This is a genomic window from Ruegeria sp. O5, assembly GCF_056535105.1.
The window spans coordinates 93,753-108,967 of sequence record NZ_JBQERN010000004.1; the positions used below are offsets into that span (position 1 = coordinate 93,753).

14 protein-coding genes are annotated in these 15,215 nt (G+C 59.1%); 7 read left to right on the forward strand and 7 right to left on the reverse strand.

The genetic code is table 11. The annotated features are described in order from the left end of the window. Positions 1-12 precede the first annotated feature (12 nt). From coaBC to ACR0M3_RS08130, 3 genes are all read right to left on the reverse strand, one after another. Positions 13-1,209, reverse strand: a complete 1,197-nt coding sequence (coaBC, locus tag ACR0M3_RS08120; RefSeq protein ID WP_480910202.1) for a bifunctional phosphopantothenoylcysteine decarboxylase/phosphopantothenate--cysteine ligase CoaBC — start codon at positions 1,207-1,209, stop codon at positions 13-15. Between the two features lie 63 nt (positions 1,210-1,272). Continuing rightward, positions 1,273-2,097, reverse strand: a complete 825-nt coding sequence (locus ACR0M3_RS08125) for a ChaN family lipoprotein (RefSeq protein WP_480773307.1) — start codon at positions 2,095-2,097, stop codon at positions 1,273-1,275. Further along, positions 2,094-2,972, reverse strand: a complete 879-nt coding sequence (locus tag ACR0M3_RS08130) for an RNA polymerase factor sigma-32 (protein WP_267365420.1) — start codon at positions 2,970-2,972, stop codon at positions 2,094-2,096. Before ACR0M3_RS08130 ends, ACR0M3_RS08125 begins: the two co-directional genes overlap by 4 nt. 100 nt (positions 2,973-3,072) lie before the next feature. Between ACR0M3_RS08130 and cobU the strand changes: the two genes are divergently transcribed. Genes cobU through ACR0M3_RS08150 form a run of 4 tightly spaced genes read left to right on the forward strand, consistent with a single transcriptional unit; the run spans position 3,073 to position 6,673 of the window. Further along, on the forward strand, positions 3,073-3,594 hold the full coding sequence (gene cobU, locus ACR0M3_RS08135) for a bifunctional adenosylcobinamide kinase/adenosylcobinamide-phosphate guanylyltransferase (protein ID WP_480910203.1): 522 nt from the start codon (positions 3,073-3,075) through the stop codon (positions 3,592-3,594). Further along, on the forward strand, positions 3,591-4,169 hold the full coding sequence (locus ACR0M3_RS08140) for a histidine phosphatase family protein (RefSeq protein WP_480506763.1): 579 nt from the start codon (positions 3,591-3,593) through the stop codon (positions 4,167-4,169). Before cobU ends, ACR0M3_RS08140 begins: the two co-directional genes overlap by 4 nt. Positions 4,170-4,227: 58 nt before the next feature. After that, complete coding sequence (locus tag ACR0M3_RS08145) at positions 4,228-5,112, forward strand: glutathione S-transferase (RefSeq protein ID WP_480910205.1); 885 nt, start codon at positions 4,228-4,230, stop codon at positions 5,110-5,112. A 46-nt stretch (positions 5,113-5,158) separates the two neighbouring features. Next, positions 5,159-6,673, forward strand: coding sequence for a YifB family Mg chelatase-like AAA ATPase (locus tag ACR0M3_RS08150; protein WP_480910207.1), 1,515 nt, complete (start codon positions 5,159-5,161; stop codon positions 6,671-6,673). Here the strand turns inward: ACR0M3_RS08150 and gshB are convergent. The 3 genes from gshB to rsmI form a co-directional block, all read right to left on the reverse strand. Continuing rightward, positions 6,670-7,602, reverse strand: a complete 933-nt coding sequence (gene gshB, locus ACR0M3_RS08155) for a glutathione synthase (protein ID WP_480832263.1) — start codon at positions 7,600-7,602, stop codon at positions 6,670-6,672. The two genes, ACR0M3_RS08150 and gshB, sit on opposite strands and share 4 nt — an antisense overlap. Positions 7,603-7,663: 61 nt before the next feature. After that, positions 7,664-8,035: a YraN family protein gene (locus ACR0M3_RS08160; RefSeq protein ID WP_480483210.1), complete on the reverse strand. Its 372-nt coding sequence runs from the start codon at positions 8,033-8,035 to the stop codon at positions 7,664-7,666. Position 8,036: 1 nt separating this feature from the next. Continuing rightward, the gene (gene rsmI / locus ACR0M3_RS08165) at positions 8,037-8,894 is read right to left on the reverse strand and encodes a 16S rRNA (cytidine(1402)-2'-O)-methyltransferase (protein ID WP_480832265.1); all 858 of its coding nucleotides are present in this window, start codon (positions 8,892-8,894) and stop codon (positions 8,037-8,039) included. An 88-nt stretch (positions 8,895-8,982) separates the two neighbouring features. Between rsmI and ACR0M3_RS08170 the strand changes: the two genes are divergently transcribed. The 3 genes from ACR0M3_RS08170 to murJ are packed head-to-tail and all read left to right on the forward strand — an operon-like array spanning position 8,983 to position 14,472. Further along, complete coding sequence (locus ACR0M3_RS08170) at positions 8,983-10,155, forward strand: penicillin-binding protein activator (protein ID WP_480483206.1); 1,173 nt, start codon at positions 8,983-8,985, stop codon at positions 10,153-10,155. Next, a complete protein-coding gene (locus ACR0M3_RS08175) occupies positions 10,115-12,934 on the forward strand; it encodes a [protein-PII] uridylyltransferase (protein ID WP_480910209.1) in 2,820 nt (939 codons plus the stop codon). The genes ACR0M3_RS08170 and ACR0M3_RS08175 overlap by 41 nt, the downstream gene beginning before the upstream one ends. Next, positions 12,931-14,472, forward strand: coding sequence for a murein biosynthesis integral membrane protein MurJ (gene murJ / locus ACR0M3_RS08180; RefSeq protein ID WP_480910211.1), 1,542 nt, complete (start codon positions 12,931-12,933; stop codon positions 14,470-14,472). Before ACR0M3_RS08175 ends, murJ begins: the two co-directional genes overlap by 4 nt. Here murJ and ACR0M3_RS08185 read toward each other — a convergent pair whose 3' ends face one another. After that, positions 14,473-15,159: a rhomboid family intramembrane serine protease gene (locus ACR0M3_RS08185; RefSeq protein WP_480910213.1), complete on the reverse strand. Its 687-nt coding sequence runs from the start codon at positions 15,157-15,159 to the stop codon at positions 14,473-14,475. Between the last annotated feature and the right edge of the window lie 56 nt (positions 15,160-15,215).

The following is a 15,215-nucleotide window of genomic DNA, read 5'->3' on the forward strand; positions in this document are numbered from 1 at the left end:
TTTGCCTTTCCTTCAGCCCGCCAACGCGTCTGCGATCCTGCTTGCCAACCGCCGCGCAACCTCAGCCTTGCCCATACGCGGCCATTCCTCGGCTCCGCTGTCCGAGATCAGGATAACCGCATTCTCGGACCCGCCCATGATCCCGGTGGAAGGGCTGACATCGTTGGCGACAATCCAGTCACAGCCTTTGCGCAGTCGCTTGGCGGTGGCGTGTTCAATCACGTCATCGGTCTCGGCCGCAAAGCCGACAACCAAAGGTGGGCGCCCATTTTCCATCCGCGAGACGCGTTTGAGAATGTCGGGGTTCTCGGCAAATTCCAGAACCGGCAGACCGTCGCGGCTTTTCTTCAGTTTCTTGTCCGACGCACTGGCCACGCGCCAATCTGCCACCGCAGCCGCAAACACGCCCGCGTCGACGGGAAGCGCCGCATCAACCGCGTCCGACATCTGTTGCGCGGTCTCGACCGGCACGACCTGCACACCCGCCGGAGGCGGTACGTCTGCGGGGCCTGTGACAAAGATCACCTCGGCCCCCAAATCCGCAAGCGCCTGTGCCACGGCCGAACCCTGCGCCCCGGAAGAGCGGTTCGCGATATACCGGACCGGATCAATCGGCTCATGCGTCGGGCCCGAAGTTACCAGCACGCGCTTTCCTACCAAGGGTCCTGCCGCAAGCTGCGCCTCAACCGCCGCGACGATTTCCAGCGGTTCCGACATGCGTCCCGGCCCATATTCACCGCAGGCCATATCACCTTCGTTTGGGCCAACAAAGCGTACGCCATCCGCTTGAAGCTGCATCAGGTTGCGTTGTGTCGCCGGGTGTTCCCACATGCGTACATTCATCGCGGGCGCACACAGAACAGGCGTGTCCGTTGCCATCAGAAGGGTCGATGCCAGGTCATTTGCCAACCCCCCGGCCATCTTGCCCATCAGGTCTGCTGTTGCGGGGGCCACAACGATCAGATCGGCAGAGCGTGACAGCTGGATATGGCCCATCTCGGCCTCGGCGGTCAGATCGAACAGATCGCCATAGACCTTTTCTGAGGCAAGGGCAGACACGGACAGAGGTGTTACAAATTCTTCTGCCGCACGCGTCAGCACAGGCGTCACAGCTGCGCCGCGTTCACGCAGCCTGCGGATCAGGTCCAGCGACTTGTAGGCCGCGATGCCGCCGCCGACGATCAGCAGAATGCGTTTGGATGACAGCATGTTCAGCCCTTCCTGTCCCGGTCGGCCCCGACATTAGGCAAGGCCATCAGGTTGTTCCAGCGATTAATTCTGAACCTGAAACGCCGCACAGGGATCTTCACGCTCAACTGTGGGGCTATCGATTACGATATCAAAGTCACCGTCGATGATGTTGTCCTCGGACTGTCCGACCGAGACCACCTTCCACCCGGGTTGAAGGCGTTCAAGAAATGTCGGGATACCTCGGTCTTTGCGCGCATGTCCGTTCCCAGTGATCACGGCAACCGGTCCGCCGGTTTCTTCCATCGCGCGCATCACCGCACGGGCCAGAACCGCATCGCGCAAACGCTGGATCGCGACCATCTGGGGTAACATTTCCGGCGGGAGAGCATCGCAATGCGCGGCCATTTGATCCGCCTCGCGCGCCGCCTGCTCCTCGGGCGTCAGCGGTACAGTCAAACCATAGCGCGCCGCGTCTGCACCCAGCGCCGTGGCGGCCCCGCGTTCCATCGCGCCCCGCGCGGCAGCACGCGGCACCATGGCCCCGTAAACCGGCGCGCCTGAAGCCTTGAACACCGGATAATACAGCCTGAGCGGTGGCCAACCACTTTCTGCCCATTGCAGAATACGGCTCAACTCTTCCGGGTTGGAGACGGCTTTTTGCGCCAGCCGTTGCGCGCCTTCTTCGGTGACCATCTCCCAGACAACGGCCGAGGGTGAGATTTCCTTTATCGCTTCGGCTTGAATGAGGTGGTGGCGGGGATTGTCGTGAACCTCTCCCAGAATTACCACATCTGCATCCCGCATCGCGAGAGCCGCATCATCAGAAATAAGATCTTCCGCCAGTCCGGGTCGCGCTGCTGCAACCGTAAGGCCCAGAACACACGCAAGAATCGCAAGCTGTTTCATGCGATGAAGTGTTGCACCTCGTTCGACTGGGCTTCAAGGTTCTTGCGCATTTTTGCGAACGCTGCGGCCTCAAGCTGTCGCACCCGCTCCTTGGACAGTCCCAACTCGACGCCGAGACTCTCCAGTGTCCGCGCAGGCTCGCGCAGTTTGCGTTCGCGCACAATGAACCGCTCGCGGTCATTCAGTGCGTTCATCGCGATCAGCAACCACTGGCGCAACTGTTCGGTGTCGTGGGTGTGTTCAACTGCTTCGGCGGCCTGTTCGCGTTCATCTTCCAGCGCATCGATCCATTCACGCCCGTCTTCGTCGGCGGATTGCACCGCGTTCAGGGAAAAATCCGACCCTGACAGCCGACCTTCCATCAGTTCCACATCGCGCAGAGGAACGCCAATCTCTGTGGCGATCATCTGATGCAACTGGTGGCGATCCAGTTCAAGACCTTCGGTCGCGGCCTCGCGTTCCAGCCGGGCCTGAACCCGACGCATGTTGAAAAACAGCGATTTCTGCGCCGAGGTGGACCCCGTTCGCACCATGGACCAGTTCCGCATCACATAATCCTGAATGCTCGCCTTAATCCACCACACCGCATAAGTCGAAAACCGCACCCCACGATCAGGGTCGAACTTGTCTGCGGCCTTCATCAAACCCAGACCGGCCTCCTGGATAAGGTCATTCATCGGCGCGCCATAGCGTTTGAACTTGGCCGCCATCGAAATTGCCAGCCGCATATACGCTGTGATCAGGCGGTGCAGCGCCTGTTCATCACGCTGGTCACGCCAGGCATAGGCCAGCCTCAGTTCCGTTTCAGCATCCAGCAACTCGGCCTTCATCGCTTGCCGGGACATCGAAAAATCTGTCGCGTTGTCCAGTGCCATAAACCTCTCCCCTGATTTGCAGGCGTTGGCCGGGCTTGCCATGCCGACCTATGACCGATACGCAAAACAGCACCAATTGGATCATCTTTAGGTAAGTACTGTGGCGTCAGATTTAACCTTAATTCTGGGTGGAGCTGCTTCGGGCAAGTCGGCATTTGCCGAGAACCTCGTTGTTTCCACAGGGAAAAATCGAGTTTACCTAGCGACATCACAAGTGTTTGATGACGAGATGCGGCAGAAGGTTGATCGCCATCTGGAACAGCGGGGCGGCGGTTGGACCACGATTGAAGAGCCCCTTGACCTGAGGCCGGTGCTGTCCAGCCTGTCCTCGGATCAGGTGTGTCTGGTCGATTGCGCCACCATGTGGCTCAGCAATCACTTGCTGGCCGAAACCGATCTGGGCGCAGTCCAAACTGACCTGCTAAAGGCCCTGCGTGCATGCCCCGCGCAGATTGTGATCGTGTCGAACGAAGTCGGGCACGGTATTGTTCCGGATAACACGCTTGCCCGCCGCTTTCGCGAAGCGCAGGGCCGGCTGAACATCGCACTTGCGGCGCAGGCTGATCTGGTGGTGCAAGTGACCGCCGGGTTGCCGTTGGTCCTGAAAGGGCAGCTACCGTGACACGACTGCATCTTGTTCGCCACGGGCCCACGCATGCAAAGACGATGGTTGGCTGGTCCGATCTGCCTGCTGATCTAAGCGATACAGCGGCGCTGAAGCGCCTGCACGACCATTTGCCATTCGATGCACTTGTGATTTCGTCCGACCTGTCGCGCGCAATTGACACTGCTTCGGCCATTCAGGGCCAGCGTCACCGTCTGCCACATCACCCGGACCTGCGGGAAATCCATTTCGGTCAGTGGGAGCTTCGCGGGTTTGCCGATATTGAAGCCGAAGACCCCGAGCTGGCTTTTGCCTATTGGGACAACCCCGGTGATGTCCGCCCACCGCAAGGTGAAAGCTGGAATGAGGTCCGCGACCGGGTCGATTCCGCGATCGACGCGCTTATGTCCGCGCATACGGGCCGCGATCTGGTGATCGTCGCGCATTTCGGCGTGATCCTGACACAAGTACAACGCGCCCTTGGTCTGGACGGGCAGCAGACCTTTGCGCATCGGATCGACAACCTTTCGGTGACGGATATCGCTGTCAACGGCGGGGCGTGGACTGTCGGGTCGATCAATCACCTTCCGTGAACAGGTCCAACACAAATCACTGATTTACCGGTCCGCAAAGCTGAGGCATCGTCCGCGCATGACTTATGACCTTTATATCGGCGATCGCCTCTTCTCCAGCTGGTCAATGCGCGGCTGGTTGATGCTTGAGAAATTCAACCTGCCCTATCGCAGCCACATGATAGGCCTCTATTCCGGCACTATGGCGCAAGACATGGAACCGCTGGCCCCTGCCCGCCTTGTTCCCGCCTTGCGCCTGCCGGATGGAACGGTTGTGGGGGAAAGCCTGGCGATGGCCGAAACCCTGGCCGAACGCCACCCCGATGCCGGGTTGTGGCCTTCGGATGCCGCTGCCCGGGCAACCGCCCGCTGGCTATGCGCCGAAATGGTAGCCGGATTCAGCGCCCTGCGCGGAGAATGCGCCATGCAGCTGCGCAACGTGTGGCAAGGCTTCGCGCCATCTGGGGCGACTTTGTCAGACCTTGAGCGGGTTGAAACACTCTGGGCACATGCGCGGAGCGTGTCAGGGGCAGACCAAGGCCCGTTATTTGGTGCCTATTCACTGGCAGACGTCTTCTACACACCCGTTGCTGCGCGGATTATAGGATATGGGCTGCCGGTGTCAGAGGCGAACCGGGCTTATTGCATGGAACTGCTCTCTGATCCCATCGTCAGACAGTGGCGCGCCATGGGATTGACCGTAGAGTATGACACCTTCCCATACGCGCAGGACTTGCCGTCCGGCCCTTGGCCAGTCGGGGGTGTTTCTGCTGCGAAGCCGGTTTCAGGTGGTCCGTCAATCAACGCCGCCTGCCCGTATTCCGGCAAGCCTGTCACCGATTTCCTGGAGCTTGACGGGCAATGCTGGGGGTTCTGCAACCCATTCTGCCGGAACAAAACTGTGGCCGACCCCGGAGCATGGCCCAAATTCGCGGCCATGCGCGCAGCCGTTAACGACTCTTAAACCAGAACCGTGGCAGCAACGTCCTGTTAACCAAAACAGGACTGCCATGGTCGCCCGCGCCCACACCGTTGCTTTTCAAGGGGTCGATGCCCGCCCGGTCGAGGTGCAATGCGCGGTGTCACCCGGACTGCCAGCCTTTTCCATCGTGGGCCTGCCCGACAAAGCCGTGTCCGAGGCGCGTGACCGCGTCCGCAGCGCGCTGAACGCGATGGCCATCGCGCTGCCGTCCAAGCGGATCACCATCAATCTGTCCCCCGCCGACCTTCCTAAAGAAGGCAGCCATTTCGACCTGCCCATCGCGGTCGCGCTTTTGTCCGCGCTCGACATCATCCCTGCCGATGCCGGGGAAAGCACCGTTGCATTGGGGGAGTTGTCACTCGACGGTTCTCTGGTGCCCGTTGTTGGTGCTTTGCCCGCCGCGATGACGGCAGCTTCAGAAGACCGCGCCTTGCTTTGTCCGCGCGCCTCCAGCGCCGAGGCGGCCTGGGTAGATGCCACTCAAGTGATCGGCGCCGGATCACTTGGAGAGGTCGTGCGTCATTTCTCGGGCCAATCCCCTTTGCCAGCGGCGCAAGCTGGCGAAGTGAACCTGACACCGTCCAACCGCGACCTGCGCGATGTGAAAGGGCAGGAGCGCGCCAAACGCGCCCTGGAAATCGCCGCCGCCGGACGTCACCACTTGATCATGATCGGCACGCCGGGATCGGGCAAATCCATGCTGGCGGCGCGGCTTCCCGGAATTTTACCGCCGCTTACTGCCGTGGAAGCCCTGGAGACGTCGATGATCCAATCGCTATGTGGGTTACTGGATGAAGGCGGAATAAACCGCACTCGCCCGTTCCGCGAACCGCACCACACGGCCTCGATGGCGGCCATAGTTGGTGGCGGGAAAGGGGCCAAACCGGGCGAAATCTCATTGGCCCATAATGGTGTGCTGTTCATGGATGAATTCCCCGAATTTCCACGCACCGTTCTGGAAACCCTGCGGCAACCCATTGAAACCGGCGAAGTCATGGTGGCGCGCGCGAACGCCCATGTGAAATACCCCTGTCGTTTCATGCTGGTCGCCGCCGCCAACCCTTGCAAATGTGGCTATCTGACCGATCCGTCCCGTGCCTGTTCGCGGGCACCGGGATGTGGCGAAGATTACCTGACCCGAATCTCGGGCCCGTTGATGGACAGGTTCGACCTGCGGATCGAAGTTCCGCCCGTGGGCTTTACCGACCTTGATCTGCCCCCTTCGGGCGACAGTTCGGCGACGGTTGCAGCACGTGTCGAAAGGGCGCGTGCCATTCAGGCAGACCGGTTTTGTGACACGCCGGAGTTACGACAAAACGCTGATGCAGAAGGCAAAATACTGGAAGAGATCGCCACGCCCGATGCCGAAGGAAAAGAGCTGCTGTTGAAAGCCGCAGATCGTTTCGGCCTGTCAGCCCGGGCCTTCCATAGAATCCTGAGGGTGGCGCGCACCATCGCCGATCTGGACGGCGCGACCGATATCCGCCGCCAACACGTGGCCGAGGCACTTAGTTTTCGGATCTCTGCCCGGGTTATGGCCTAAAGCTTGGCCTCGATGGCCTGCCAGATCTTTTCAGCAATATTTACGCCGTCAAACCGTTCCAACTCCTGAATGCCGGTCGGTGAAGTCACGTTAATCTCGGTCAGATAGTCGCCAATAACGTCAATTCCGACAAAGACCTGACCCTTTTCCTTCAGCAAAGGCCCAATCGCCGCACAGATCTCAAGATCGCGTTCGGACAAGCCGATCTTTTCCGGACGTCCGCCAACATGCATGTTCGACCGCGTTTCGCCTTTGGCGGGTACCCGGTTGATTGCGCCGACCGCTTCGCCATCCACCAGAATCACCCGTTTGTCGCCATTGCTGACATCCGGCAGGAATTTCTGCACGATCAAAGGTTCGCGCGAGAATCCGGTGAACAGCTCATGCAAGGAAGTCAGGTTGCGGTCATTGGCGTCAAGCCGGAACACACCCGCGCCGCCATTCCCGTAAAGCGGCTTGAGGATGATATCGCCGTGCTTTTCCTTGAACGCCTTGATCGTCTGCAAATCACGCGCAATCGTTGTTGGCGGGGTCAGGTCGGGGAAATCCAGCACCAACAGCTTTTCCGGGTAGTTGCGCACCCAGAACGGATCGTTGACGACCAGCGTCTGACCCTTGAGACGATCCAGCAAATGCGTGGACGTGATGTAGTGCATATCAAAAGGCGGATCCTGGCGCAGCCAGACGACATCGAAATCGGCAAGATCCACCTCACGTTCGGGACCCAGAACCGCAGGATCTCCGGCAACCCTTTGCACAGTCATGTCGTGACCTCGCGCGGTGATACGACCCTGCTGATAGGCCAAATGATCCGGACCATAGAAAAACAAAGAATGCCCGCGCGCCTGTGCCTCTTCTGCCAGACGGAATGAACTGTCGGCGTTGATATCCACGGCCCCGATCGGGTCCATTTGAAAGGCGATTTTCATGGCATGTCCCTCAGTTTCCCGCCAGATACATGGACCAGCACGCCTGTGGGTTCAATGGGGCTTAGCCAAAACCAAAGGCGTTTTCGATGATTTGAACCGCGCCAGAACCATCCACAAGCGCCGCGTCAAAGCGCACGTTTGTCAGCTGCCCGTCCGGCTCGTTTTCCAAGAACTGCGCGGCGGAGGCATAAATTCGTTCGATCTGCTTGCGGCTGATCCGGGCAGCGGCTTTTTCAAAGCTGGTGCTTTTCTTAACTTCGATAAACACAAGCCCGTCGCCGTCGCGCGCAATCAGGTCGATCTCTCCGCCAGCGCCCCGCCAGCGACGATGCGCTATGGCAAAGCCCCGACGTTCGTAATCTGCAGCGACCTGTGACTCTGCGGCCTGTCCGGCGTGGTAAGAGATCGAACCCTGTCGTTCGCGCCGCCCCATGTTATCCCTTGCCCAATTTCAGAGCTTTCTGGTAAATCGGTCGGCGCGGCAGGTCGTACATTTCCGAGACAAGATCCGCTGCATCCCGAACCGAGTGATTTTCCAAAGCTCGTTTCAAAGCTTCTTCTAGATCGGATTCGTTAACACTTTGCGAATGACTGCGGTCCACCAGCAGGACGATCTCGCCTTTGACCGTCTTGCCCCGATACTCCTCTGCCAGTTCGGACAGGCTGCTGCGACGGACCTCCTCAAACTTTTTTGTCAGCTCTCGACAAAGCGCAGCCTGCCGTTCAGGCCCCAAGCATTCAGCCAGGTCCGACAGACAGGCGGCAACGCGTTTCGGAGATTCGTAGAACACCAATGTGCCGGGGATGTCCTTCAACGCCTCGATACGGGTGCGGCGTGCTTTGGATGCGTTGGGAAGGAAGCCTGCAAAAAAGAAGGCGTCCGTGGGAAGCCCCGCCAACGTCAGGGCCGTTACAACGGCAGACGCGCCCGGGGCGCAGGTCACGGTATACCCGGCTTCGGCGGCCTGCTTGCCCAAATCATAGCCCGGATCGGCAATTAGCGGCATTCCTGCTTCGGACGCGTAGGCCACCGATTGCCCTTGCGCCAGCGCCTCCATGATCTTGCCGCGTGCGCCTGCGCCGCTGTGGTCGTGATAGGCTTGGATTCGTCGGCCTTCCAGCGGGATGCCATGTATTTCCATCAAGCGACGTAAACTGCGGGTGTCTTCTGCCGCAATCACATCGGCTGAGGCCAAAACATCCAAGGCCCTGAGCGTAATGTCGCGTGCTGTTCCAATCGGAGTGGCAACAAAATACAGGCCCGCAGCCAACTTGATCTTTTGGAAATTCAAAGCTGGACCCTCACAGCGTGACGTTTATTATCGCGGCTCAACAGAACAGAAGCATTCGCAGCCGCCGGATCAGGGAGTTTTCATTTAGATGTTTACCGTTTGCAAGCCCGTAAGCAAGCTGGCGAAAGTCGCCGCTGCCCTGACGACCGCAGCGTTTCTTGCTGCCTGTGAACCAGGTGGTCTTGGCGGAGGTCCCTCGATCAATACCGCAAAGCCGGTTCCTGTCGCCTTGCTGGTTCCCAGAGGATCTGCGCAATCTGGTGATGCAGCGCTGGCGCAAAGCCTTGAGAATGCTGCGCGGCTTGCAATGTCGGATTTGCCAAATGTCCAGATCGACTTACGCGTTTATGACACGGCCGGAAACCCGAACACGGCGACAGCCGTTGCACAACAGGCTGTTGCGGACGGGGCAAAAATCATCATTGGTCCAGTATATGCCCAAGCAGCGAATGCTGCGGGATTGGCGGTGCTGAGCAAGAACGTCAACGTTCTTTCGTTTTCAAACAACGCCAGCATTGCAGGCGGCAACGTCTTTGTATTGGGCCCGACCTTTGACAACACGGCCAACCGGCTGGTGAATTATGCGGGCAGTCAGGGCAAGGTCAACACCGTGGTCGTGCACAGCAACGACGCCGCAGGACAGTTGGGCCGGTCCGCAATCGCCAATGCCATAGCGAACAGTCGGGTCAACAATGCAGGGACCGTCGCATACGACCGGTCGCAACAGGGTGTCATTAATGCGGTTCCCACGATCAAGGCCACTGTCGATTCGACGGGCGCGGATTCGATCTTTCTGACGGCGACCACGGCGGGGGCATTGCCGCTGTTCTCGCAATTGCTGCCAGAGGCCGGTGTTTCTCCGGCAACCACGCAATTCATTGGCCTGACACGTTGGGATATCCCTCCGCAAACTCTGGAGCTTCCGGGGGTTCAGGGGGGGTGGTTTGCGTTGCCTGACCCGTCCAAGGCACAAGCCTACCGTCAGCGTTACAACGCAACCTACGGCGAAGCACCGCACCCGATCAGCGGCTTGGCCTATGACGGCATCGCCGCAATTGGTGCCTTGGTCAGCCAGGGCAAATCAGACGCCCTGACCGCTTCGGCCCTGACGCAGAACGCCGGTTTCCAGGGTGTTGGCGGCATCTTCCGCCTACGCCCGGACGGCACCAACGAACGCGGTCTGGCCGTTGCCACGATCCAGAACAAACAGGTGGTTGTGATTGACCCTGCCCCACAAAGCTTCTCTGGTGCCGGTTTCTGATCTGACGGGCGCGATCAACGTGCCCGAAAGCGTGTTGATCTGCCCCGCTGGGGACATCTTCGACAGCACTGCAGTCAATGATGCGCTGGCTCAGGCCTTTGAGGTCTGCCCGGACAACACCAAAATGCGGTCCGAGACGGTGCGCATTCTGCGCGAGGCTCAAAAGTCTGGCCGCGCGGCCATTGCAGAGGCATTTGGCGAACGTCCTTTCGACGCGCGTGCACTCACGCGCTCATATACATACCTGACGGATCAACTGGTTGGGACGGCGATGCTGGTCTCAAGCACACGCCTGCATCCGCTTGCAACGCCCACCCAAGGAGAAAAGATCGCCGTTCTGGCTGTTGGCGGTTACGGACGCGGGGAAATGGCACCGTTTTCAGATGTCGACCTGCTGTTCCTCACCCCCTACAAGATCACCGCCTGGGCCGAGAGCGTCATCGAGTCGATGCTTTATATCCTGTGGGATTTGCGGCTTAAGGTCGGGCATTCGTCACGCACGATCAAAGATTGTCTGCGGTTGGGTGCCGAGGATTTTACGATCCGCACAGCGATGTTGGAGCAACGCTATCTGGCCGGTGACAAGGCACTGGCGGACGGGTTGGACCGAAGGCTGAAAGACGAACTGTTCAAGGGAACCGAACGCGAGTTCATCGAAGCCAAGTTGCACGAACGTGACGAACGCCACCATAAACAAGGCGAGCGTTACATGGTCGAACCCAACGTGAAGGAAGGCAAAGGCGGCCTGCGCGACCTGCAATCCCTCTACTGGATCGCGAAATATATCTATGGCGTTCAGGACGTGGCCGAACTGGTGCCTTTGGGCTTGTTCACCCCCGAAGAGTTCAAGACCTTCGTTCAGGCCGAAGAGTTCCTTTGGGCTGTACGCTCGCACCTGCATCTAGTCACCGGTCGCGCGACCGAGCAGCTTACCTTTGACATGCAGGTCGAGGTCGCCGCACGCATGGGGTACGAGGACCGCGCCGGGCGTCGCGCGGTCGAAGTGTTCATGCAGCGGTATTTCCGCGAAGCCACCCGCGTAGGTGAGTTGACGCGCATCTTCCTGACCAAACTCGAAGCGCTGCACATGAAAGGTGCGCCCCTGCTGGAACGCATTTTCCGCAGGCGTCGACGGGTCAAGGCAGGGTACAAGGTGGTTCACGGTCGTCTGGATCTGGTGGAACCTGAGAAATTTCTCTCCGACAAAGTGAACCTGCTGCGCCTGTTCGAAGAAGGTTTGCGGACAGGCATGCTGATCCATCCTGATGCCATGCGGCTGGTGAGCGCGAACCTGCATCTGATCGATGACGAAATGCGCGGCGACAAGGAAGCTCAGCGCATTTTCCTGGATCTGATGTTGAAACACGGCAACCCGGAACGCGCATTGCGACGGATGAACGAGCTGGGCGTGCTGTCCGCTTTCCTGCCCGAGTTCGAGCACATCGTGGCAATGATGCAGTTCAATATGTATCACAGCTATACGGTGGACGAGCATACGATCCAATGCATCGTCAATCTTGCCCAGATCGAACGCGGAGAGCTGGTCGAATCCCTGCCTCTGGCGTCATCGATTCTGAAAGGCGGGGTGAACCGAAAGGTGCTGTATGTCGCGCTTCTTCTTCATGACATTGCGAAAGGCCGCCCCGAAGATCACTCGATTCTGGGGGCGCAGATCGCGCGCAAGGTGGCGCCTCGGCTCGGCCTGAACAAATCGGACTCCGAAACCGTCGAATGGCTGGTGCGCTATCACTTGCTAATGTCCGATATGGCCCAAAAACGCGATATCTCCGACCCTCGGACGGTGCGCGATTTTGCCAAGGCTGTTCAGACAACCAAACGGCTTGATCTGCTGACGGTACTGACGGTTTGTGACATTCGCGGTGTTGGCCCTACCACCTGGAACAACTGGAAGGCCACCTTGCTGCGCGCCCTGCATGCTGAAACAAAGCGTGCACTGGAAACCGGTATGGAAGACCTGAACCGGGCAAACCGGGGGGCCGAAGCCAAAACAGCGCTGCGCCGTGCTTTGGACAACTGGTCCAAAGCTGACCTCAAGGTCGAGACCGGGCGCCACTACGCCCCTTATTGGCAGGGCCTGAACCTTGCGACGCATATCGAGTTTGCCGAGATGCTGCACGCGCTGGAACAAAGCGGCGATCCCGGCGCGATGGAAATTCGCCTGCAACCTGATGAAGACCGGGATGCGACGCGGGCCTGTTTTGCGATGGGCGATCACCCCGGTATTTTTGCCCGCATCGCCGGGGCACTGGCCCTAGTCGGCGCGAATGTCGTCGATGCCCGAAGCTATACCACCAAAGACGGTTACGTGACGGACGCATTCTGGATTCAGGATGCCGAAGGGCACCCGTTCGAGGCATCACGCCTTCCACGCCTGACGCAGATGATTCACAAGACCCTACGCGGTGAAGTCGTCGCGAAGGAAGCGCTGAAGTCGCGTGACAAAATCAAGAAACGCGAACGCGCTTTCAACGTACCAACGCACATCACATTCGATAACGAGGGCTCTGAAATCTACACGATCATCGAGGTGGACACACGGGACCGCCCAGGCCTGCTGTTTGATCTGACCCGGACCCTGGCCGCGGCGAACGTGTATATCGCCAATGCCGTGATCGCGACCTATGGCGAACAGGTGGTCGATACGTTCTACGTCAAGGACATGTTTGGCTTGAAATATTACTCGGAAAGCAAGCAGCGCGGGCTTGAGGCCAAGTTGCGCACGGCAATCACCGAAGGCGCCGAGCGTGCGGCCTCATGAAGCAAATACGCTTGTTCTCGGGCCTGTTCACGGTCGGCTTCTGGACGCTCGCCAGCCGAATTTTAGGGTTTCTACGGGAAATACTGCTGACGGCCTATATCGGACCGGGCCCAGTGATGGATGCCTTTGTTGCAGCCTTTCGCCTGCCCAACATGTTCCGCCGCTTTTTCGCCGAGGGGGCATTTAACGCGGCCTTTGTGCCGATGTTTTCCAAACGGCTGGAAGCAGACGAAAACCCTCAGGGTTTTGCGCAGGACGCGTTCAATCTTTTGGCCGTGGCTGTTCTTGCGCTGGTCGGGCTGGCCATGGTTTTCATGCCCGGTCTGGTGTGGCTGACCGCCGAAGGGTTTTATGGCGATGAACGGTTCGATCTGGCGGTGGACTATGGATATGTTGTATTTCCATATATCCTGTTCATGTCTCTGGCTGCCTTGTTTTCAGGTGTTCTGAATGCAACCGGGCGGTTCGCAGCGGCGGCAGCCGCACCTGTTCTGCTGAACATTTTCGCCTGCACCGCCCTGATCGCAGGTGCCATGTCCGGCGGCGAGGTGATCCGGTGGTTGATCTCAGTCATTCCGGTCGCCGGTGTCGCACAACTGGCGTTGGTCTGGGTTGCAACCGAACGCGCCAACATCCGCATTCGCCCCTGCATGCCGCGCCTGACGCCCGAAATGCGACGGATGGTACGTATCGCGGTCCCGGCCGCGCTGGCGATGGGGGTCACACAGGTCAATCTGGTTGTCGGGCAATTGGTTGCATCGAAAACCGAAAATGCCGTCAGCTGGCTTTTTGCCGCAGACAGGCTCTACCAGTTGCCTTTGGGTGTTGTAGGCATTGCTGTCGGCATAGTCTTGTTGCCGGACCTGTCCCGCCGTTTGCGTGCGGAGGACAAAGAGGGCGCACGCAATGCCTTTTCCCGGGCCGGTGAGTTCACACTGCTGCTAACGCTGCCTTCGACTGTGGCCTTCGTGGTTATGCCAACCTCCCTCGTGTCGGTGCTGTTCGAACGCGGCCAGTTCGGCCCCGAGGACACGGCCGCCACGGCCCTTGCGGTTGCCATCTACGGGGTCGGGCTTCCGGCCTTCATGTTGCAAAAATTGCTGCAACCACTGTTTTTTGCGCGCGAGGATACACGTTCCCCGTTTCACTACGCGATTGTTGCGATGATCGTGAACGCAGCTCTGGCGTTTGGTCTGTTTCCACTGGTGGGCTGGATCGCGCCGGCAATTGCCGCATCGACTGCCGGGTGGGCGATGGTCGTTCTGCTGGCACTTGGCGCACGACGAATGGGTGAAGAGGCGCGCTTCGATGTCCGGTTCAGAAAGCGCGCAGGCCGGATTGTGGCTGCTTCGCTTGGGATGGGCGCGATCTTATACGCAGCGCTTTACCTGTTCGGGTGGGCTTTGGATGTTCCCGGCTGGCGCTATCTGGCACTGCTGGTCCTGATCATGGTCGCTGGCGTCTCATATTTCCTTCTGGGCCATATCTTCGGCGCCTTCAAGCTGTCGGAGTTCAAGCAAGCCCTGCGCCGGTCGTGATCAATCCCGGCGAATGCGTCCGACGATCCGTGACCACGCGCCCGGTGCAACAAGAAAAGACAAGCCAAAACCGGTGGCAAACCCACCCAGATCAGCAACCCATTCCCAGTTGCCACCAAAGATCAGGCCGAAAAGAAATTGTATGCCCATAAGGACGGCAATCAATTGAAATGCCCGTGCTTGGTTTGCACCTACAAGTGACAGTTTGCGCCACAACAACCACGTAAATGCGCCAATCAGACCATACACCGGCGGGAACCCTCCAATCAGCGGATAGCGTGGGTCCAGTAACGCAGCGTAGACTAATGCGCCGCCAATGCCCGACACGACAAAAATCAGCAGCATCGGGAAACCGCCGAACACTTCGCCAACCATTTTGCCCATCGCCAGCACGAAAACACAGACGAAAATCGCCTGCGTGAAATTGGCGGATACAAAGGGATAGGTAACAAAGCGGATGACATGTTCGAATGGCCAGCGCCCGTTCAGAACCATCCAGTCGAAAATATCCGCCGAGAACGCGTAATTCTGGATCGCATCCAGCCGCCAGCCCACCGCCGCTGGCCCTCCGACCAGCCCGCGTGATCCCAGCGTGAAGGCAATTTCTATCCCGATGATGAACAGAACCAACGCCACCACAGCAGGTGGCAGAGGGTTCACAGGCGGTGTGTAATGCTCACTGCTCATTGGGCTGGCCTTTCGCGGCTGTTGACGTCCCTTTGCCTCATGGGTAAGCGACGGGG